This window comes from Plantibacter lichenum (genome assembly GCF_050587525.1).
GTDB lineage: Bacteria > Actinomycetota > Actinomycetes > Actinomycetales > Microbacteriaceae > Plantibacter.
The window spans coordinates 68,369-87,029 of record NZ_JBOBFT010000001.1 but is presented as its reverse complement, the minus strand read 5'-3'; the positions used below and the strand labels follow the sequence as shown (position 1 = coordinate 87,029).

20 protein-coding genes are annotated in these 18,661 nt (G+C 68.9%); 8 read left to right on the top strand and 12 right to left on the bottom strand.

Annotated elements, in window-relative coordinates:
- Positions 1-218: 218 nt before the first annotated feature.
- The 5 genes from ACQ3HB_RS00405 to ACQ3HB_RS00385 form a co-directional block, all read right to left on the bottom strand.
- Positions 219-1,139, bottom strand: a complete 921-nt coding sequence (locus ACQ3HB_RS00405) for an MBL fold metallo-hydrolase (RefSeq protein ID WP_430916725.1) — start codon at positions 1,137-1,139, stop codon at positions 219-221.
- Entirely contained in the window at positions 1,136-2,056 is a 921-nt protein-coding gene (locus ACQ3HB_RS00400) for a GNAT family N-acetyltransferase (protein ID WP_430916724.1), read from the bottom strand. Before ACQ3HB_RS00400 ends, ACQ3HB_RS00405 begins: the two co-directional genes overlap by 4 nt.
- Before the next feature lie 238 nt (positions 2,057-2,294).
- Positions 2,295-2,630: a hypothetical protein gene (locus tag ACQ3HB_RS00395; RefSeq protein ID WP_430916723.1), complete on the bottom strand. Its 336-nt coding sequence runs from the start codon at positions 2,628-2,630 to the stop codon at positions 2,295-2,297.
- A complete protein-coding gene (locus ACQ3HB_RS00390) occupies positions 2,627-3,478 on the bottom strand; it encodes an Asp23/Gls24 family envelope stress response protein (protein ID WP_430916722.1) in 852 nt (283 codons plus the stop codon). Before ACQ3HB_RS00390 ends, ACQ3HB_RS00395 begins: the two co-directional genes overlap by 4 nt.
- Positions 3,475-4,083, bottom strand: a complete 609-nt coding sequence (locus tag ACQ3HB_RS00385; protein WP_430916720.1) for an RNA polymerase sigma factor — start codon at positions 4,081-4,083, stop codon at positions 3,475-3,477. Before ACQ3HB_RS00385 ends, ACQ3HB_RS00390 begins: the two co-directional genes overlap by 4 nt.
- A 119-nt stretch (positions 4,084-4,202) precedes the next feature.
- Between ACQ3HB_RS00385 and ACQ3HB_RS00380 the strand changes: the two genes are divergently transcribed.
- Genes ACQ3HB_RS00380 through ACQ3HB_RS00370 form a run of 3 tightly spaced genes read left to right on the top strand, consistent with a single transcriptional unit; the run spans position 4,203 to position 6,966 of the window.
- The gene (locus tag ACQ3HB_RS00380; protein ID WP_430916719.1) at positions 4,203-4,736 is read left to right on the top strand and encodes an Asp23/Gls24 family envelope stress response protein; all 534 of its coding nucleotides are present in this window, start codon (positions 4,203-4,205) and stop codon (positions 4,734-4,736) included.
- Complete coding sequence (locus ACQ3HB_RS00375; protein WP_430916717.1) at positions 4,736-5,968, top strand: AI-2E family transporter; 1,233 nt, start codon at positions 4,736-4,738, stop codon at positions 5,966-5,968. The genes ACQ3HB_RS00380 and ACQ3HB_RS00375 overlap by 1 nt, the downstream gene beginning before the upstream one ends.
- A complete protein-coding gene (locus tag ACQ3HB_RS00370; protein ID WP_430916715.1) occupies positions 5,968-6,966 on the top strand; it encodes a DMT family transporter in 999 nt (332 codons plus the stop codon). Before ACQ3HB_RS00375 ends, ACQ3HB_RS00370 begins: the two co-directional genes overlap by 1 nt.
- A 315-nt stretch (positions 6,967-7,281) precedes the next feature.
- Here ACQ3HB_RS00370 and ACQ3HB_RS00365 read toward each other — a convergent pair whose 3' ends face one another.
- Both ACQ3HB_RS00365 and upp read right to left on the bottom strand, forming a co-directional pair.
- On the bottom strand, positions 7,282-8,016 hold the full coding sequence (locus tag ACQ3HB_RS00365) for a winged helix-turn-helix domain-containing protein (RefSeq protein WP_430916714.1): 735 nt from the start codon (positions 8,014-8,016) through the stop codon (positions 7,282-7,284).
- 636 nt (positions 8,017-8,652) lie between these two features.
- The gene (gene upp / locus ACQ3HB_RS00360; RefSeq protein WP_430916713.1) at positions 8,653-9,285 is read right to left on the bottom strand and encodes a uracil phosphoribosyltransferase; all 633 of its coding nucleotides are present in this window, start codon (positions 9,283-9,285) and stop codon (positions 8,653-8,655) included.
- A 52-nt stretch (positions 9,286-9,337) separates the two neighbouring features.
- On the opposite strand from upp, the gene tadA reads away from it, so the two are divergent.
- Positions 9,338-9,811 (top strand): tRNA adenosine(34) deaminase TadA, encoded by a 474-nt coding sequence (tadA, locus tag ACQ3HB_RS00355; RefSeq protein ID WP_430916711.1) that lies wholly within the window; start codon positions 9,338-9,340, stop codon positions 9,809-9,811.
- A 155-nt stretch (positions 9,812-9,966) separates the two neighbouring features.
- Here tadA and ACQ3HB_RS00350 read toward each other — a convergent pair whose 3' ends face one another.
- Positions 9,967-10,602 carry a helix-turn-helix domain-containing protein gene (locus ACQ3HB_RS00350; protein ID WP_430916710.1) on the bottom strand — a complete coding sequence of 212 codons (636 nt, stop codon included), beginning with the start codon at positions 10,600-10,602 and terminating at the stop codon, positions 9,967-9,969.
- Positions 10,603-10,719: 117 nt separating this feature from the next.
- On the opposite strand from ACQ3HB_RS00350, the gene ACQ3HB_RS00345 reads away from it, so the two are divergent.
- Positions 10,720-11,748 carry an NAD(P)/FAD-dependent oxidoreductase gene (locus ACQ3HB_RS00345; protein WP_430916708.1) on the top strand — a complete coding sequence of 343 codons (1,029 nt, stop codon included), beginning with the start codon at positions 10,720-10,722 and terminating at the stop codon, positions 11,746-11,748.
- 255 nt (positions 11,749-12,003) lie between these two features.
- On the opposite strand, the gene ACQ3HB_RS00340 is transcribed toward ACQ3HB_RS00345, so the two are convergent.
- On the bottom strand, positions 12,004-12,963 hold the full coding sequence (locus tag ACQ3HB_RS00340; RefSeq protein ID WP_430916707.1) for a cation diffusion facilitator family transporter: 960 nt from the start codon (positions 12,961-12,963) through the stop codon (positions 12,004-12,006).
- A 152-nt stretch (positions 12,964-13,115) separates the two neighbouring features.
- On the opposite strand from ACQ3HB_RS00340, the gene ACQ3HB_RS00335 reads away from it, so the two are divergent.
- On the top strand, positions 13,116-14,303 hold the full coding sequence (locus ACQ3HB_RS00335) for a MarP family serine protease (protein ID WP_430916705.1): 1,188 nt from the start codon (positions 13,116-13,118) through the stop codon (positions 14,301-14,303).
- 189 nt (positions 14,304-14,492) lie between these two features.
- Here the strand turns inward: ACQ3HB_RS00335 and ACQ3HB_RS00330 are convergent, their stop codons facing one another.
- Entirely contained in the window at positions 14,493-15,014 is a 522-nt protein-coding gene (locus ACQ3HB_RS00330; protein WP_430916703.1) for a hypothetical protein, read from the bottom strand.
- A 43-nt stretch (positions 15,015-15,057) separates the two neighbouring features.
- Here ACQ3HB_RS00330 and proC point away from each other — a divergent pair, with 43 nt between their 5' ends.
- Positions 15,058-15,900, top strand: coding sequence for a pyrroline-5-carboxylate reductase (proC, locus tag ACQ3HB_RS00325; protein ID WP_430916701.1), 843 nt, complete (start codon positions 15,058-15,060; stop codon positions 15,898-15,900).
- 238 nt (positions 15,901-16,138) lie between these two features.
- Here the strand turns inward: proC and ACQ3HB_RS00320 are convergent, their stop codons facing one another.
- Positions 16,139-17,518, bottom strand: a complete 1,380-nt coding sequence (locus ACQ3HB_RS00320) for a GNAT family N-acetyltransferase (protein ID WP_430916699.1) — start codon at positions 17,516-17,518, stop codon at positions 16,139-16,141.
- Positions 17,515-18,120, bottom strand: coding sequence for a TetR/AcrR family transcriptional regulator (locus ACQ3HB_RS00315; RefSeq protein ID WP_430916697.1), 606 nt, complete (start codon positions 18,118-18,120; stop codon positions 17,515-17,517). The genes ACQ3HB_RS00320 and ACQ3HB_RS00315 overlap by 4 nt, the downstream gene beginning before the upstream one ends.
- An 82-nt stretch (positions 18,121-18,202) precedes the next feature.
- On the opposite strand from ACQ3HB_RS00315, the gene ACQ3HB_RS00310 reads away from it, so the two are divergent.
- Positions 18,203-18,658 (top strand): GNAT family N-acetyltransferase, encoded by a 456-nt coding sequence (locus ACQ3HB_RS00310; protein ID WP_430916695.1) that lies wholly within the window; start codon positions 18,203-18,205, stop codon positions 18,656-18,658.
- Positions 18,659-18,661 lie beyond the last annotated feature (3 nt).

Sequence of the window (18,661 nt, the reverse complement as noted above, 5' to 3'; positions counted from 1 at the left end):
TGCCCGTTAACGGATGAGAGCCGGTCGAAGAGGCTCCCGACCGGCTCTCGTTTCCCTTGCACCAAGAGTGTCCTGCAATCACATTCCGTCAGTTGCCACAGCAAAACAACTAACGTTCTTGAACTGTATAACGGATCGGTAACGAGCGCTAGTTACCGAACCGTTATTTTTACTGAGAGTTTTCCGAGCGCGTTGAAACGGTGCAACGACGGGGCGATTCAGCGGGCCCGATCGGGGTCCGCGGCGTGGAGCGTGTCTGTCGCGCGCCGCACCACGTCGGCGGGGGACGACCGCAGGAGCGGGCCGTGGCCGGGCAGGACGACGGTCGCATCGATGTCGATGAACGTGTCGATGGCGCGGATCGCCTCGAGCGGGTCGGTGTGCCAGATCGCCGGCAGGAGCTGCGGGCCGGTCACCGTCGTGGTCGGGTGCGCGGACACGATCGCGTCGCCCACGACGAGCACGCCGTGCTCCGGCAGCCAGTAGCCGCTGTGGCCCGGCGTGTGACCTGCCGACGGGATCTGGACGATGTGGTGGCCGGCGAGGTGCGCGGCCGGCCATCGGACCGCGCGGTTCCCGGCAACGACGCCGCCTGCCGACTCCGGCATCCCCTGCACACGTTCGACACCGACATCGGACAACCCGCCGGCCCCGATCGCGTGCGTCACCCATCGGGCGATGCGCGGCTTCCAGAGCAGCGGGAGGATGTCGCCGATGCCGATCTGGTGTAGCTCGGCCCTCGTGATGTTGCCGTGCTCGTAGGGATGGCCGTAGACGTGCGCGCCCGTGCGGCGGGCGAGCGGTGCGACGGTGCCGATGTGGTCGCTGTGGCCGTGGGTGATGAGGATGGCGATGAGGTCGTCGACCTTCCCGCCGGCGCGACGGATCGACTCCTCGACGAGTGGCAGGTCCTTCGGGTACCCGGCGTCGATGAGGACGACGCGCGGTGCGGATGCGGTGTCGTCCGTCGAGGACGCGGGAGCGCCTGCGGCCGTGCTCGCGGCCCTGCTCGCAGTATCGCCAGTGCCGCCGGAGTGCCCGACGAGCACGGTCCAGTTCGACGCAGGGCCCTCGACGAAGTGCACGCCGGGCGCGACCTCCGTCATCGAACGGATGCGACCGCCCGCAGCTGCGCTCATCGGTGGGAGCCGGCGTGGTCACCGGCAACTGCGGCGCGGAGCGGCCGGATCAGATGCACGTCGCTCGTGTTGCGCACGCGGAACCCGAGCCGTTCGTAGACCTTCCTGGCCGGGTTGCCCTCGACGACGTGCAGGAACGCACGGTCGCCACTCGCATGGACGTGTTCGACGACCGCCGTCACGAGGCGCGCCGCGAATCCGCGTCCGCGGTAGTCGGCGTCGGTGCACACGGCGCTGACCTCGACCCAGCCGGGCGCGCGGAGGCGTTCGCCGGCCATCGCGACGAGGACCTCGCCGTCGAAGATCCCGAAATAGGCGCCGATCTCGATCGTGCGCGGGAGGAACGGCCCCGGCTTGGCGCGGTCGATGAGGTCCAGGATGCGCGGCACGTCGTCGACGCCGAGGCGGACGATGGGGAAGGGGGCGAAGAGCTCGGCTGTCTCGGCCACGACCGGAGTCGACACCGATCCAGAGACCGACTCCGCGGCGAACTCATCGTCCGTCAGCTGCAGTCCGGTGAACCGTTCGAGCGATTCCCAGCCCTCCGGCATCGGCGATCCGGGTTCGAACGCGATGATCGTCGCCTCGTCGCCGAGGAGCGCAGCAAGTTCCGCCCATGCCGCCGGATCCGTGGGGTCATCGACTCCCGCCATCGGCGTCACATCGGCTGTGAATCGTCGGGCGCGGCCGCTGTCGGTCGTCGCGAACGCGCTCTGCGGACCGGTGAGCGCGTGCCACACGACGTTGTCGAGGAGGTGGGACCGGACTGCGGGGGCCGCGTGCCGGTCATCCGGAGTCGGGGTATTCGCGGGCTGCGGGTCCGGTGATCCGGAACCCGCCGATCCGTCGGTGAAGGTGGTGATGGTGATGGGCGTCGTCTCGGTGATGGTGCTGTCCTCCTCGCCGTCGACCTGCACGACGGCACACGGGAGGATACGCCCTCGGCCGCGCGATCAGCTGTGCGGATGCCGTGCAGCCGCACCTGTTGCTCTGTTCACAACTCAGGACGGGCGCGGCGTGTCGCGCCCGTGCGGCGGCGTGTCGGGGCCGACACGCCGGGGTGCTCCTGAGTTGTGAACAGTGCGATGCAGGAGATGGGTGAGCTGAGCGGGGTTCCGGGAGCAGACGGCCGGGCCGGGCCGCAGGCGGGAGAGGTCAGGGGCGCACGTCGATGACGCGGACCGTCACCGTGCACTCGCCGACGGCGTCGAGCGCTGGGAGCGCAGCGGTCACGGCGTCGCGGACGGCGGCGGCGACAGCGGGAGCGACCGCGTCGGCGGCGACGGCGATGTTCGTCTCCACGGTCACCGCGCCACGGATGCGTTTGACGCTCACGAGGGCACGCACCTCAGGGGTGCCGACGATGACGCCGAGCGTCTCCTTCGCGGCGCGCACGAGCGCGGGCTCGGCGGCGTAGACGCCGACGACCCCCGCAACGCCGGCCACGACGGCATCGAGCGCGATGGCAGTGGTGCGGGTGTCGTCGCTCATCGGGATCCTCCGTCGTCGGGTGCGTCGGGTGCGTCGGGTGCGTCGGGTGCGTCGGGTGAAGTCGCGTCGGGTGCGGGTGCGTCGGGTGAAGTCGCGTCGGGTGCGGGTGCGTCGCGCCGAGCCGCCCCAGGCGTGGGCTCGCCGGGCGAAGCCGTGTCGGGTGCGTCGGCCGCATCGAGCGGCACTGCGCCAGGTGCGTCGGTCGTCTTCCCCGCACCCGCTTTCCCCGCACCCGCTCCGCCCAGGTCCTCGTGGAGGTCGTCGACCACGACGTCGATCGACGTCAGGACGAGGTCCGTGTGCCGGCGCAGCGCCGCGTGCACGTTCCGGCGGAACTGCTCCGTCGTCTCCGCCATCGGCCGCCCGAGTCCGGCGCTCACCGTCACGCGGACGGCGATCGGCGCGCCCACCCGGGTGACGTCGCCGTCGAGGATGACCCGTCCGACGAGGATGCCGGGCGTCGCGTCTCCCGCATCGCGCACGAGACCGCGCACGGTCCCCTCGGTGATCATGAGCTTCGAGGACTCGTCGGCGGCGGCGAACGGGATGTCGCGACCGGCCTTCGCCTCGCGCCCGATGTTCTCCATGATGCCGCGGATCCAGTTCTGGTCCAGCGCAGTCACCGCGGCCGCGTCGGCTTCCAGCAGCGGCGCCGCGAGCGAACGGACCTGCCGGAGCGAACGCAGCACGCGCTGCGATTCCGGGGACTCGTCGATCGCTGGATCGGCGGGTGTCATGCCGCGATCCAAGTACTCGCCGAGCATCTCGATGTCGGGAGCGCCGGAGCCGCCGCCGGCCCCGCTTTGCGCAGCCCCGCCCTCGATGGTGGGATCGGTGTCGTCGGTCATCGCCAGCCCTCCATCTCTCGAACGAGTGTTGCGCGAGCACGGGCGAGATTGCCTCGCACGCTCGCCGTCGTCTGCCCCAGTTGCTCGGCGATCTCCTCGTACGAGTATCCGCCGATCTCCCTGAGGACCCAAGACTGACGTTGCCCCTCCGGCAACCGGTCGAGCGATGCGGAGAGCGCGTCCAGCTGCGACGACGCCTCGGCGCGACGCTCCGGCCCGTCGCGTTCGGGCGACTCGATCATCACGTCGTCCGTGGAATCCGCATCGCGCCGCTGCCGCATGAGGTCGATCGCCCGGCGGCTCACGATGCGCATGAGCCAGCTCTTCACGAGGTCGCCGTCCGCGAGGGTGTCGATGCGCTTCCACGCGGAGATCAAGGACTCCTGCACCACGTCGTCCGCATCGGCCGGCGAGCCCGTGAGACGCACCGCGTACGCTTTCATCATGCGGCCGTACCGGGTGATGAGCGTCTCGAAGGCGCGGGTGTCGCCGTCGATGCACCGTTCCACGAGGGTGCGGTCGCTCGCGCGGTCGAGCGGGCTCGGACCGACGCGCTGCGTCACATCCGCCATCTTCCGCCCGCCTCGCCAGTCGTCGTCCGCCATCGGAGACCCGCTGTACCACGAATTCGAATTCGATCGTGACATCTTCCCATCGGGCTCCGTCTCACTACTGTAAACACAGAGGGACGGTCTTGACGGCCGCCGCACGAAGGAGAAGCACGATGTACAGATTCCAGCCGGACACGGACGGAGCGGCGGGTGCGGACAACGTACCCGGTTCGACCGTCATCCAGGACTCGGTGATCGGGAAGGTCATCGGGCTCGCCGCTTCCTCCGTCCCGGGCGTCTACGCCCTCGGCGACAGCACGACGCGTGCCCTCGGGATGCTGCGCGAGGTGATCGGCACGGCCGACGCCTCGCAGGGTGTCACCGTCACGAACGCGGAGGGCGTCGTCTCGGTCACCGCCGTCATCGTCGTCGAGTACCCGCACCCCGTCCACGAGGTCGCCGATGCCGTTCGCCGGGAGATCGCGAACGCCGTCACCGTCCTGCTCGGGATGTCCGTGGGCGACATCGACGTGACCGTCAACGACGTGCACGTGGCGGACGCCTCGGCTGCCGACGCTCCCGCCTCCGGCGCTGCGGCAGCCGGCGCGAACGACAGCGATTTTGCTGCGGAACCGGCCGGTTCGGGCCACACTGGAACACAGGACGCCGCGGAGCACACCGCGACGAACGAAGGGGGAGCGCTGTGATGAAGAAGCTGAGGCGTGCGGCGAAGCCGTCGCGAGGCACCGACCGCCAGTCCGACCAGGCGGCGCGCAGCGCGAAACCGAGCCCCGCGGCGGCGGGCACGTCCGCCGCGGCGATCAACGGCACACCGGAATCGGGACCGTCGATCCGCATCAACGCATTCCGCATCGGCCTCGTCGGCGGCATCGGCGTCCTCGTCGCCCTCCTGCTCGGCTCGATCGTCTCGCAGCTCAGCACCACCCTCATCTACGTCGGCGTCGCCCTCTTCCTCGCGCTCGGCCTCGACCCCCTCGTCGCCTGGCTCGAGAAGAAACTGCCGCGCGGAGCTGCCGTGGCCATCATCGTCCTCGCGGTCATCCTGGCGTTCGCCGGCATCGTCTTCGCGATCGTCCCGCTCCTCGTCACGCAGATCTCGAACCTCGTGAACGACTTCCCGAAGATCTCGAACGACTTCGTGAACAGCGACTTCGTCCACTGGGTGCAGGGCGTCGTCGGATCGAACTTCGACATCGACAAGACCCTCGGCGATGCCGTCGACTTCATCAAGGACCCGAACAACCTCCTGTCGATCGGCGGCGGCATCCTCGCCGTCGGCACCGGCATCGCGAGCGGGGTGACGGGCTCGATCATCGTCCTGATCCTCACGCTGTACTTCATGGCGTCACTGCGATCGATGAAACGCGTCACCTACCGCTTCGTCCCCGCCTACCGCCGCGAGGGCTTCGCGCAGGTCCTCGAGGAGATCACGCAGGCGGTCGGACGCTACGTCGTCGGGCAAGTCGGGCTCGCACTCGTCAACGGCGTGCTGAGCTTCATCTTCCTGTCGATCATCGGCGCTCCGTTCCCGCCGCTACTCGCCCTGATCGCTTTCATCGGCTCGATGATCCCGCTCGTCGGAACACTCAGCGCCTCGATCATCAACAGCGTCATCTGCCTGTTCGTGTCGCCCGTGACCGCGCTCATCGCGATCATCTACTACCTCGTCTACATGCAGATCGAGGCGTACATCCTGAGCCCGCGCATCATGAACCGTGCGGTCGCCGTCCCCGGCGCGCTCGTGGTCATCGCAGCGGTCGCCGGTGGTGCGATCGGCGGCATCCTCGGTGCGCTCGTCGCCATCCCGGTCGCCGCCTCGGTCATCATCATCGTCCAGAAGGTCATCTTCCCCGCACAGGACTCCAAAGTGGCACCGGCGACTCGGAAGGGTGATGTCGCCCCGGTGGTGAACAGCTGATGGCGGGACCGATCGCCACGACGGCCGTGAACTGGGTCGTGGTGTCTGCGCTCGCCCTCAGCGGCGCGTTCGTCGTGCGCGACGGGTTCTCGTTCGAGGTCGACATCCCCACGATCTCGGTGACGCCATACCAGGCCATCGGCATCCCGTTCGCGCTCGTCGGAGCGGTGTTCCTCGCGGTCGGCACACAGCTGCAGTCGCGTGGCGTCGGCAAGGTGGAAGCCGCGTCGTCCGCATTCGGCCTGCGCCAGCTCCCGAAGCTCCTGCGTCGACCGTCCTGGGTCATCGGGACGCTGCTCCTCGGCCTCGCGGTCGTGTTCCAGCTCGTCGCGCTCGGCTTCGCACCGCTCATCGTGGTGCAGCCGCTCGGGGCGATCGCACTCGTCATCACCGCGCTGTTGAATGCGCGGCTGACGCACACGCGCATCGACAAGGCGCAGATCCACGCGATGATCTTCTGCGTCGTCGGCATCGGCCTGTTCGTGATCACCGCGGCGCTGTACGCCGTGGAGGAGCCCATCCAGCAGCCGCAGCTCATCATCATCCTCGTGATGCTGGGCATCGTGATCCTCGGCTTCGTCGCGGCGTACGTGTTCCTCCGCACCAAGCTCGGAACGGTGTTCTTCGTGGTCGCAGCCGGTGTGCTCTACGGGTTCGTGGTGACGCTTGCGAAGGTCGTCATCAACCGGGTGATCACCCAGAACTTCGAAGGTCTCACAGTCGTCGGGATCATCGCGCTCGCCGCAGCCGGTCTCCTCGGCGGGTTCTTCGTGCAGAAGGCCCACCAGACGGGCCAGCCGGAGCTCGTGGTCGCCGGACTGACGGTCATCGATCCGATCGTGGCCGTCGGCATCGGCATCGTGGTGCTCGGTGAGGCGTCGAATGCGCCCTGGTACGCGCTCGTCGCCTTCGTGGTGGCCGGTGCGATGGCGGTGTACGGCGTGTGGAAGCTTGCGACGAGGCCGGTGCCTGCGCCCGTGGCGGCTCCCGCCGACTGACTGCGTCCCCGCCGGGCCGGTCCCGGTCGCTGAGCCTGTCGAAGCGGCCTGCTCACCGAGCCAGTCGAAGTGGCTTGCGCGCTGGGGTCGTCGAGGTGGCCCGCTCACCGAGCCCGTCGAAGCGGCCCGGTCACCGAGCCTGTCGAAGTGGCCCGCTCACCGAGCCTGTCGAAGTGCTGCGATGCGGCGCGTAACTCCTTCAATCCGAACACACGCCGTCCGGCGGCCCCCGGATTTCCGCGGATGCTGGTCGGGGATGCCTTCGGATTGAAGGAGTTATGGTGGCGCCGGAAGGTGAGAACCAGCCGGTCGAACTCAGAAGAGGTCGGGCGAAGGCGTGCTCGCGTAGCGGATCGAGACGTCGGCGTGACGGTCGAAGCGGTAGCCGACGCCGCGCACCGTGCGGACGATGTCCTCGTACCGGCCCAGCTTGGAACGCAGGCGACGGACGTGGACGTCGATCGTGCGCTCGTTCGGGACTTCCTCGTCATCTCCGGCGCGCCACAGGGACGAGATGAGCTCGGCGCGTTCGATCGTGCGGCCCTCGCGGAGCACGAGGTACTGGAGCAGCTCGAATTCCTTGTAGGTGAGCGGCGCGACCTCGTTGTCGAGGACGAGACGCTTGCGCGAGATGTCGACGACGACCCCGTCCAGTGCGCGGTCCTGCTCCTCTTCGACCGCCTGGCGGTTGGCGGCGAGGGCGGAGGGGTCCTGGAGGGCGAGGCGGACCACGTCGATGTCGCGTCCACCGGCGCCGCGAGGGGCGAGGGCGACGGCTGCGTGCGTCTCAGAGCTCGGAGCGAACTGGGCGGTCAGGGCCTTGATCGCTTCGACGATCTCGCCAAGGCTCGTGCCGGCTGCTGCTGCCTTTGCCTCGTCGAGTCCGACGTAGAGCACGAAGCCGCGAGCCTCGGGCCCGGCCGGCACGGCGCGGACGTGCGGCGCGGAGGTGGGACGTGCGTTGTCGGCGGCCACGCTCAGCGCACGGCTGGAAGCGTGTGCGGCGGTGTGGCTGGCGGTGTGGCTGGTCTGAACGGCTGCAAGAGACATGGGATGAATCCTCTGAAGTGATGATGCTTCGGTGAATCGGGAGCTCTGGCTCCTGGGTTCGTCCTGCCGGTCGTTCGGCTCGGGACGGTTCCGCGATTCGGTGGTGGCCCTGGGGCCGGTGGGCGGATGCCCGGTCATCCGGGAGTTCGGCCCGCGTGTTCGGGGCTCTGAACTCGGCTGAGCTCGTCAGCGCACCTGCTCCTCGGGAGGGGTGCTTCGCTGGAGCGGTCGGGTTAGCGACACATTCGACAGCACATGACAGCGCCGCCGGGCATCATCATGCCGGCGTTCCCAGGGGCCTCGAAGGAGGTCGGGGTGGGCGCGTTGGTCGTCATAGTTGGAAATCAAACCGGAACTGGCCGCATGTGTCAAGTCTTTGCGCCAGATGACGTTTTATTGCGTGGTGTTTCCCAGCGTGTGCGCGGGTGACGTCGTGCGTCCCCTCGCCTTGCGCATCGTCACTGGTGCCCCGACCTGTGGATCCCACAACTCGCGGTTTCCACAATTCAGGAGCTTCTGCAGAATTCAGGACGATCGAGCGGCGCGTCGGCCTGAATCATCCTGAATTGTGCAAATGTTCCTGAATTGTGAACAGGCAAAAAGGTGAGGGCGAAAGGGAGAGCACGCGCGAGGGGATCAGACCAGGCCGTAGAGGCGGTCGCCCGCGTCACCGAGGCCCGGCACGATGTAGCCGTTCTCGTCGAGCTTCTCGTCGAGCGCACCGAGGACGATCGTGACATCGCGGCCGGCGGTCGCCTTGTCGAGCGCTTCGAGGCCCTCGGGGGCGGCGAGCAGGCAGATCGCGGTCACGTGCACGGCGCCGCGAGCGAAGAGGAAGTCGATGGCGGCAGCGAGCGAACCGCCCGTGGCGAGCATCGGGTCGAGGACGAAGCACTGACGGTCCGAGAGGTCGTCCGGCAGACGCTCCGCATACGTGGTCGGCTGGAGGGTCTCCTCGTTGCGCGCCATTCCGAGGAACCCGACCTCGGCCGTGGGGAGCAGCTTGACCATGCCCTCGAGCATGCCGAGACCGGCACGGAGGATCGGGACCACGAGCGGACGCGGTTCGCTGATGCGGACGCCGACCGTCTCGGTGACGGGGGTCTCGATGCGGACCTCCTCGACGATCACTTCACGCGTCGCCTCGTACGCGAGAAGTGTGACGAGTTCCTCCGTGAGCGCCCGGAACACGGGTGACGGGGTGCGCTTGTCCCTCAGCACCGTGAGCTTGTGGGTGATGAGGGGATGATCGGCTACGTGCACTCGCATAGGCTCAATCTATCGGTTCCAGGCGGTTTCCACGGTTCAGGAAGGCGGACGCATGCACCTTCCGGGTGAGTTCTCGGGCTGGATGGCCGCGGCGATCGCTGAGGCGCGGCTCGCTCTGGAGGGGGGCGACGTCCCCGTCGGGGCGATCGTGCTCGATGCCGACGGCACGGTGATCGGGGTCGGCCGCAACGAGCGGGAGCTGCATCAGGACCCGACGGCGCACGCCGAAGTGCTAGCGATCCGGGCCGCGGCTGCAGCGACGAAGGACTGGCACCTGACCGATGCGACGCTCGTCGTGACGCTCGAACCGTGCGTGATGTGCGCCGGAGCGATCCTCGCTGCACGGATTCCCAGAGTGGTGTTCGGTGCGTGGGACGACAAGGCGGGGGCCGCCGGATCGGTCTACGACGTCCTGCGGGACCGCCGTCTGAATCATCGCGTCGAGGTGTTCGCGGGCGTCGAGGCCGACACCTGTTCCGCCCTGCTCACCGACTTCTTCCGCGGGGCTCCGGAGCCGATCGACTGACGAATCCGTCTCGTCGGGCCTCCCTGTGACCACCATAACTCCTTCATTTCGCACAGTCGGATCATCTGGACCCGCGGAATTCCGGGGATCCTGATTCGGCGATGTCGAGATCGAAGGAGTTGTGCTTGACCAACGAGGGAGTGCGGGCGGCGGGCTCACGGGCGCTTGGCGGGACGCGCACGCACGTGCATCCGCTCGCCCTGCCGTCCGAAGAGGCTCAGGAACTCGACGGCACCGTCGGCGGTGCGCCCGAACCAGTGCGGCGTGTGGGTGTCGAACTCCGCGGCCTCACCGGCGGGGAGGATGAGGTCGTGCTCGCCGAGGACGAGCCGCAGCTTCCCGCCCAGCACGTAGATCCACTCGTACCCCTCGTGCACCTGCGGAGTCGGTTCGAGCAGCGGCGAGCTCGCCGGGATGACGTGCTTGAACGCCTGCACCCCCGTTCCCTCCTCGCCGCCCCGGCTGAGCGGCAGGATCGTCATCCCGTAGCGCTTCACGGGTCGGATGTGGATGCGCGGATCGCCCGTCGCGGGTGCGCCGACGAGTTCGTCGAGCGGCACGCCGTAGGCGCGGGCGAGTGGGAGCAGGAGTTCCAGGGTCGCCTTCCGCTGGCCGGATTCCAGGCGGGAGAGGGTGCTCACGGAGATGTCGGTCTGCGCGGAGAGCTCCGCGAGCGTCCTGTCGCTGATGAGGCGCAGCGATCGTAGCCGCGGGCCGACGGCGGAGAGGACCTCCTCGGTCGTGGCGCCCGCTGGGCGGCTGGGCCGGTGGTCGTGGGTGCTCGGAGTCATGGTACCAGTTTGCCACTTCGGCAACGAAGTTTGTCGTTTCAGCGAAGTCGGATCGACGATGGGGACACGAGCCGATGCGACGCCACGGCTCGACGAATCGAGAGTCAGGACCCCGCGATGACCATGCCAACCCCCGCACCCACGCCAACCTCATCAACAGCGCCCGCCCCGGCCGCATCCGCCGTGCCATCGGCCGCCCGTGACGACTACGACGTCGTGATCGTCGGAGGCGGCGCGGCCGGCCTGAGCGCCGCGACTGCACTCGGCCGAGCACGCCGACGCATCCTCGTGGTCGATGCAGGCGACCCGCGCAACGCCCCTGCGGACGGCGTGCACAACTTCCTCACGCGCGAAGGCCTGAACCCGCTCGACCTCCAGCGCATCGGACGCGAGGACGCAGCGCAGTACGGCGTCGAGTTCGTCTCCGGGGTCGTCGAGAACGCGGAACGCACCGACGACGGCTTCGCGGTCACTCTGCACGACGGGACTCTCCGGATCGGCAAGCGCCTCATCATCGCGAGCGGCCTCCGCGACGAGCTTCCGCCCGTCGACGGCCTCCTCGAGCACTGGGGGCACGACGTCCTCCACTGCCCGTACTGCCACGGCTGGGAGGTGCGCGACCGGAAGATCGGCGTCCTCGGCAGCGGATCGATGGCGATGCACCAGACGATCCTGTTCAGCCAGTGGAGCGATGACGTCACCCTGTTCCTCGGGACCGCCCCCGAGCCGAGCGAGGAGGAGCTGGAGCAGCTGGCCGCGCGCGACATCCCCGTGATCCGCGGCATCGTGTCCTCCGTCCGTGTCGACGACGGCGCCCTGTCCGGCCTCGTGCTGGAGGACGGGACCGTGCACGCCGTCGAGGCGGTCGTCGTGGCTCCGCGATTCTCGCCGAGGGTCGATGCGTTCGCCGGGCTCGGCATCGAACCGGCGGTGCACCCGTCCGGATACGGCACGTACGTCGTCGCCGATGAGCAGGGGCGCACGCCTGTTGCGGGCGTGTGGGCGATCGGCAACGTGAGCAGTCCGATGGCGCAGGTCGTCCTGGCGGCTGGCACGGGGATGATGGCCGGCGCCATCATCAACGCAGAGCTCGTGAACGAGGAAGTCGCTGCCGACGTCGAGCGGTACCGCGCCCGGCTTCGCTGAGCGCATGCTCCGGTCGCTGAGCCTGTCGAAGTGCGCCGTCATAACTCCTTCGATTCGACCCTGTCGCGGTTGAACATCCGCGGATTTCCGGGTGGGGGCCGTTCCGCAGTGTCGAATTCGAAGGAGTTGTGCTCGATGGGGCCCTTCGACAGGCTCAGGGACCGGGCGGGAAGGTTCAGAGATCGAGGGGTGGCGTTCGGGGGCCTGGCGCGAGGACTCAGGGACCGGGCGGAAGAGCACAGAGCCGGTCGGCGCTCAGTCCTCGCTCTTGAGGATGATCGCCTCGGTCGGCAACGGCGCCGCAGGTGCACGGTACACGTCGGGTTCGAGGTAGATGACCCGAGCGATCGGCACAGCGGCCCGGACACGCTGCTCGATGGCATCGATCGCCCTCGCGACCTCGCCGAGCGGCAAGTCCTTCGCGAACCCGAGCTTGGCGGCGACGAGGAGCTCGTCCGGCCCCAGGTAGAGGGTCTTCATGTGGATGAGTTTCTCGATCTCCGGGCTACCCTCGATCGCCGCGGCGATGGCGGCATGGTCCGCATCCGTCGCGCCCTCGCCCACGAGCAGGCTCTTCGTCTCCACACCGAGGACGATCGCGACGAGGATCAGCAGGATGCCGATCGCGAGTGTGCCGATGGCATCCCAGGTCCCGTCGCCGGTGACGACCGTGAGCCCGACGCCTATGAGCGCGAACAGGAGACCGGTGAGCGCCGCGACGTCCTCGAGGAGCACGACCGGCAGTTCCGGAGCCTTCGCGCGGCGCACGAACTGCACCCACGTCTGCTTCCCCCGGAGCGGGTTGCTCTCCTTCACCGCAGTTCGGAGGGAGAAGCTCTCCAGGCCGATCGCGATCGCGAGGACCAGGATCGGCAACCACCAGTTCTCCAGGGGGTGCGGGTGCGTCAGCTTCTCGATGCCTTCATAGACGGAGAAGACGCCGCCGACGGAGAACAGGATGATCGAGACGACGAACGCGTACACGTACCGTTCGCGGCCGTAGCCGAAGGGGTGCTCGGAGTCGGCGGCGCGTTTCGACTTGCGGCCGCCGAGGAGGAGGAGCAGCTGGTTGCCGGAGTCGGCGAGTGAGTGGACGCCCTCCGCGAGCATGGAGGACGAGCCGGAGAAGGCCCAGGCGACGAACTTGGTGATGGCGATGCCGAGGTTCGCGGAGAACGCCGCGATGATCGCCCTGTTGCCGCCGGAAGCACTCATGTGTGGAACTCCTTCGATCGGGCCTCGAACGGAGACGCCGTGACGAGAAGGCAATTCTAGGGGGAGGCCGACACCTGATGGGGAGTGGTTTCCGGGCGCGTCTCCCAGTGTTCCCGGAGCTACCGGACGGCGGGGGATGGGAGGATCACTGGATGGAGCCAGGGACCATTCTCGACATCGTGCTTGTGGTGCTGCTCATCGCGTTCGCCGTCCGTGGGTGGCGGACGGGCCTCATCGGCAGCCTCGGCAGCCTCATCGGACTCATCGCCGGCGGTGTCGCGGCATTCTTCGCCATCCCACTCGTCGCAGGCTGGGTGCCGGCCCCGGAATGGCGGGGACTGGCGGCGGTCGGCGCGGCTCTCGTGCTCCTCGCGCTCGGCTATTCGATCGGCGCGGCCATCGGCGGCTTCATCGGCTCCGCGCTCCACAAGACCCCGCTGCGAGGCATCGAACGGCTGCTCGGCGCGGTCCTCAACGTCGTCGTCACGGCGCTCGTCGTCGTGACCGCCGCGGTCGGCGTCGGCTCGCTCGGCATCCCCGTGCTCTCCCAGGCGGTCGGGTCCTCGGCCGTCATCCGCGCCATCGACCGCTACACACCCGACCCCGTGACGGCCGCGCTCGCCCAATTGCGCGCGACCGTGATCGACGGCGGTGCGCAGCGCGTCATCGAGGCGTTCGGCGGCACTGGCGAGGTTCCTTCGGTTCCCGATGTCGACACGCGATCCGATGCGCTGGTCGCGGCGAGCGCATCGGTCGTTCGTGTGAGCGGCAACGCGGTCGGGTGCGGGCGTGGCTCGGTGGGCAGCGGGTGGGTGTTCGCCGACGACCTCGTGATGACGAACGCGCACGTCCTCGCCGGTGTCCGCGAACCGATCGTCGAGGTGCCGGACTCCGTGCCGCGCGCTGGGACGATCGTGTACTTCGACCCGGTGGACGACCTCGCCGTCGTCCGCGTCGACGGCCTCGGTGCCAGAACGTTGCCCCTCGCACCGAATCCGGCGCCCGGATCGGTCGCGGTCGTCGCCGGGTACCCGTTCGGCGGTCCGTACACGATGGGCGGAGCCCGCGTCATGACGGTCGGTCCGAGCCTCGTCGCCGACATCCACGGACAGAACCCGGCACCGCGCGAGGTCGTGACGCTCTCCGGCCAGGTCCGGCCGGGCAACTCGGGCGGACCGTTGCTGACCGAGGACGGCCACGTCGCCGGTGTGGTCTTCGCGCGCGACGCCAACTCCGCGCCCATCGGGTACGCGCTCGCGATGGACGAGGTGCTGCCCGTCGTCGCTCAAGCGGGTGCGCTGACGGAAGCGGTGCCGTCGGGGACCTGCATCACGAAGTAGGGTGCGGGGTCGTCGGGGCTGGCACTTCGACAGGCTCAGTGACCGGGTGCGGCTCAGTGGCCAGGTGCAGCTCAGTGACCGGTTCCCGACTGAGCGATCGGACGGCCGGTCCCTGAGCTTGTCGAAGGGTGGGTTCGGAGCACTTCGAGATGCTCAGTGACCGGGTGCAGCTCAGTGATGGGGTGCGGCTCAGTGACCGGCAGGCGCGGAAGGCTCCGGGTCCACCGGCGCGCGGAAGGTGGCGCGCATGTGATCCGAGTCGAGGTAGTCGGCGACTCCGATGAGGATGAGGCTGAACACGATCTGCTCGGTCACCATCCAGAGCGGATAGAACCCGGGGATGGCCGCGATCACGAGGGTCACGACGGGGAAGATCTTGCTGAAGAGCCGAAGTCGCGAATACGCCCATACGTACCCGGCCGCCGCCCTCCACGCGAAGTAGAAGAGCGTCGCCGTCATCGCGAGCACCACGAGGCTCCGCATCCACACAGACCACGGCACCTCCGCACCGTTCGACAGCAGCACGATGGCGACGACGACGGCGGCGATGCCGATCACGAACTCCGCTGCGAGCAGCCAGGCGATCGCGGTGAACGCCCGACGGGTCTTCGGATGGGTGCGGGCGTCCTCGGTGATCTTCACGCCGGCCTTGCGACCTCCGGCGACCCGGTCGACGGCTGCGAACAGCGGATTGTCCTCCAACGAAGCCATGTGCGCTCTCCTCCCCGTGACGCTGCAAGCCTAGACTCGGAGGGTGACCGAGACCACTTCCCTGCCCAGCATCGCCATCATCGGAGCCGGTTCGATGGGGGGTGCGATCCTCCGCGGACTCGCGCAGCCCCATGTCTCGGTCGACGGCGGGATCACCGTCACGAACCGGACCGCAGCGAAAGCCGAGGCGCTCGCCGAACTGCCCGGGGTGACGTCGATCGCCCTCGAGAACGAGCCGGACGGCAACGTGCGCGCGGTGCGTTCCGCGAAGGTCGTCCTCGTCGGTGTGAAGCCCGCGATGGTGCCGGACCTCCTGCGCGAGATCGCCGACGAGCTGCAGCCAGGCGCGATCGTCGTGAGCATCGCAGCGGGTGTCACGGTGGCGACGTTCGAGTCGTTGCTGCCGGCCTCGGTGTCGGTCATCAGGTCGATGCCGAACACGCCGTCCTTCGTCGGGCTGGGCGTCACGGGAGTCGCCGCAGGCACGCGGTCGAGCGATGACGACCTCGCGACCGTGCAGGCGCTCTTCGAGACGGTCGGCCAGGTCGTGGTGGTCCCGGAATCGCAGATCGATGCGCTCAGTTCCATTTCGGGGTCTGGTCCCGCGTACGTCTTCTATCTCATCGAGGAGCTGACGCGGACGGCTGAGGGGCTCGGGTTCACGCCCGAGCAGGCGGCCGTGCTCGTCGGCGGCACGTTCCGCGGCGCGACCGAGCTGCTCGCCGCATCGGACGAGTCGCCCGAGCAGTTGCGCATCAACGTCACGAGCCCCAAGGGCACCACGGAGCGCGCGCTCGCCGTGATGCAGCAGGCCGGCCTCAAGGAGATGTTCGACGAGGCGACCGCTGCCGCGATCGCGCGGGCCCAGGAGCTGTCGAAGGCCTGATTCCGTGGGGTCGCCCTTCGACAGGCTCAGGGACCGGGTTCCCGCTTCCGGTCGCTGAGCGCCGTCGACCGGTCCTGAGCGCCATCACCCGGTCGCTGAGCACCATCACCCGGTCGCTGAGCCTGTCGAAGCGCGTCCACCTTCTGGTCACTGAGCTCCACCGTCCGGTCACTGAGCTCCATCACCCGGTCGCCGAGCTCCACCGTCCGGTCACTGAGCCTGTCGAAGTGCCCCGACCTCAGCGCAGCCGCTTCTCCAGTTCGATCTCGTCGCGGGAGCGGTCCAGGATGTAGGGCACGCGCAGCCCGTTCGGTTCGTACCCGAGCCGGCGGTAGAAGGCGATCGCGCGCGCGTTGTCCTCGTGGACGCGCAACCGCAGCGAGTCACCTTCCTCAGCGGCCCACCGTTCGACCTCGGCGATCATCGCCTCGGCCACGCCGTGCTCACGTCCGCGATGGTCCGCCGACACGTACACGCCGACGAGGAGCGGGCCGCGAGCATCGGGCTCGCGTTGGACGAAGCCGCCCATCGTGCCGACCCACCGGCCGCCGTCGCGCAGGGTCGCCGCGAGCAGGATCGTGTGCGGCGGCATGCCGCGGCGAGCCCGCATCCGCCATTCCGAATCGTCGTGGGTCCTGGCGACGTCGATGGTCTCGCCGAACGCGATGGGCGTGTCCTCGAGCATCTCCAGGCGGAGGCCGCGCAGGTGCGGCCAGTCCGATTCGACCACCTCGCGGATGAGGTACGGGGAATCCGCCCGGAACGCCGAGGGGATGTCCGCGGTGGGGTCCGCGGGACTGCTCGTCGCATCGGATTCGTGCACGGTGCCCTCGCCTCTGCGTCGGATGTCCGGGATGGTTCGCGGTGGGAGCAGACTACCCGGGGCGTCCGGGAGTCGCATCGACAATCGCCGTTCGAAGCACACCAGCTCGGGCCGGGCGTCCCAGCTCGGGACGTCGACGAAGCCGTTGCGGCGGTAGAGCGCGATCGCGTCGGACCGCCATGACCACACGGACAGGCGGATCGATGCGGCGCCGCGCTCCTCGGCCAGGGCGAGGGCATGCCGGACGAGCGCGCCGCCCGCGCCCGTGCGTCGTGCGGTGGGATCGACCCAGAGGCGGCTGAGGTCAAGGCTGAGGGCGGCGGGAGCGCCTTCGACGGATGGAGACCCGGAGGCGGCGTCGAAGGACGCAGCAGCGGAGGCGCCACGGGAGGCCGTGGCGGAGAAGGAGTCGCCGTCAGAGGCCGCGCCGGAGGAGTCGGCGCCTGAGCCGCCTGGGGCTCCGGTCCCCGAGAGGATCGCGCAGCCGATCGCGACGTCGTCGGAGACCGCCAGGAGGACCGTTCTGCCGGCGAAGGCGGCGCACGGGGAGGTGACCTCGGCGCGATACCGCTCGGGGAGATCGTCCACAGTGCGAGCTGGGTCGCTGAGCCCGTGCGCGGTCTTCTCCGCCTCGGTCGCCAGATGGTACGAGGCGAGCAATGCTCTGAAGCCGTCGATGTGTTCGGTGCCGTTGATGTGTTCGGTGCCGTCGATGTGTTCGGTGCCGTCGATGCCGTCGCCCGGTGTCCACTCGATGATCGTCAACGCCGTTGCCGGGGCGACGGCGCCGTTCACTGCGGAGCCTCCTCACGCGCGAGTTCGAACGCCTGGAGCGCGCGCTCCAGTGCCGCGAGCTGCGCCTTGGGGGAGTAGCGGTCGAGGTCGGCGGTGCTGAGGACGTTGAGCCCCTCCACGAGACCGATGAGCGCCGTCGCCGTGCTGACGCTGCGCGACTCGGACCAGTCGGGCCTGGCCGCCGCGACGAGCCGACGCATGCGCGCCACGAAGACGTCGTTGCCCGCCCGGTGCCGCTCGGCGAGCTCATCGTCGCCGAGTGCCGCGGCGAGGTAGCCGAGCCAGACGCGCGCCTCCTGCTGCGTCGCCGGTGTGAGCGAGAGCGCTTGTGTCAGGACCGCCCGGACGGCGTCGACGGGATCGACCGCCGCGGCCTCGACGGCCTCGGTGTGCTCTGCGGTCCTGGCGTGCAGGAGGTCCCTGGCGTGGAGGAGCAGCGCGCGCTTGTCGGGAAACCGGTGCAGGACGAGCCCTGTCGTGCAGCCGGCGCGCTCGGCGACCGCCCGCAGCGTCAACCCTTGCGGGCCCGATGTGGACAGTACGTCCCAGAGCGCTTCCGAGATCCGTCCGGCCTGTTCGTCGGCATCGCGTCGTTTCGCCATGTGGCATCACCTCGTAACAGATGTTACCGTACTGTTCGTTACGGAAACGGTGGCGATGGATGAACGAGGCGAGGAGCTCACGATGGCAGTCACGATCACAGCGATGGCGTGGGACGACCCGGCCGGCGCGGCTCTCCGCATCGCACAGCGCGCCGAGCTCGACGAGCGCTACGGCTCAGACGACCACGAACCGGGATCGCCGCCGAGCGCTGGTGACATCACGGTGTTCCTCGTCGCCCGTGACGCAGACGGCATGCCGGTCGGCTGCGGCGGCCTGAGACGACTCGATGCGAGGAGCGCCGAGATCAAGCGGATGTACGTCGCGCCCGCCTCGCGGGGGACGGGCGTCTCGGTCGCCGTGCTGCGTGCGCTCGAGGACGAGGGGCGAAGGCTCGGCCTCAGCGAGCTCAAGCTCGAGACGGGGACGGCCCAGCCAGACGCCATCCGCTTCTACGAACGTGAGGGCTACACTGCGATCCCGGCGTTCGGCCCCTACATCGGCAGCGAGATCTCCCTCTGCTACGCTCGCGCCCTCTGATCG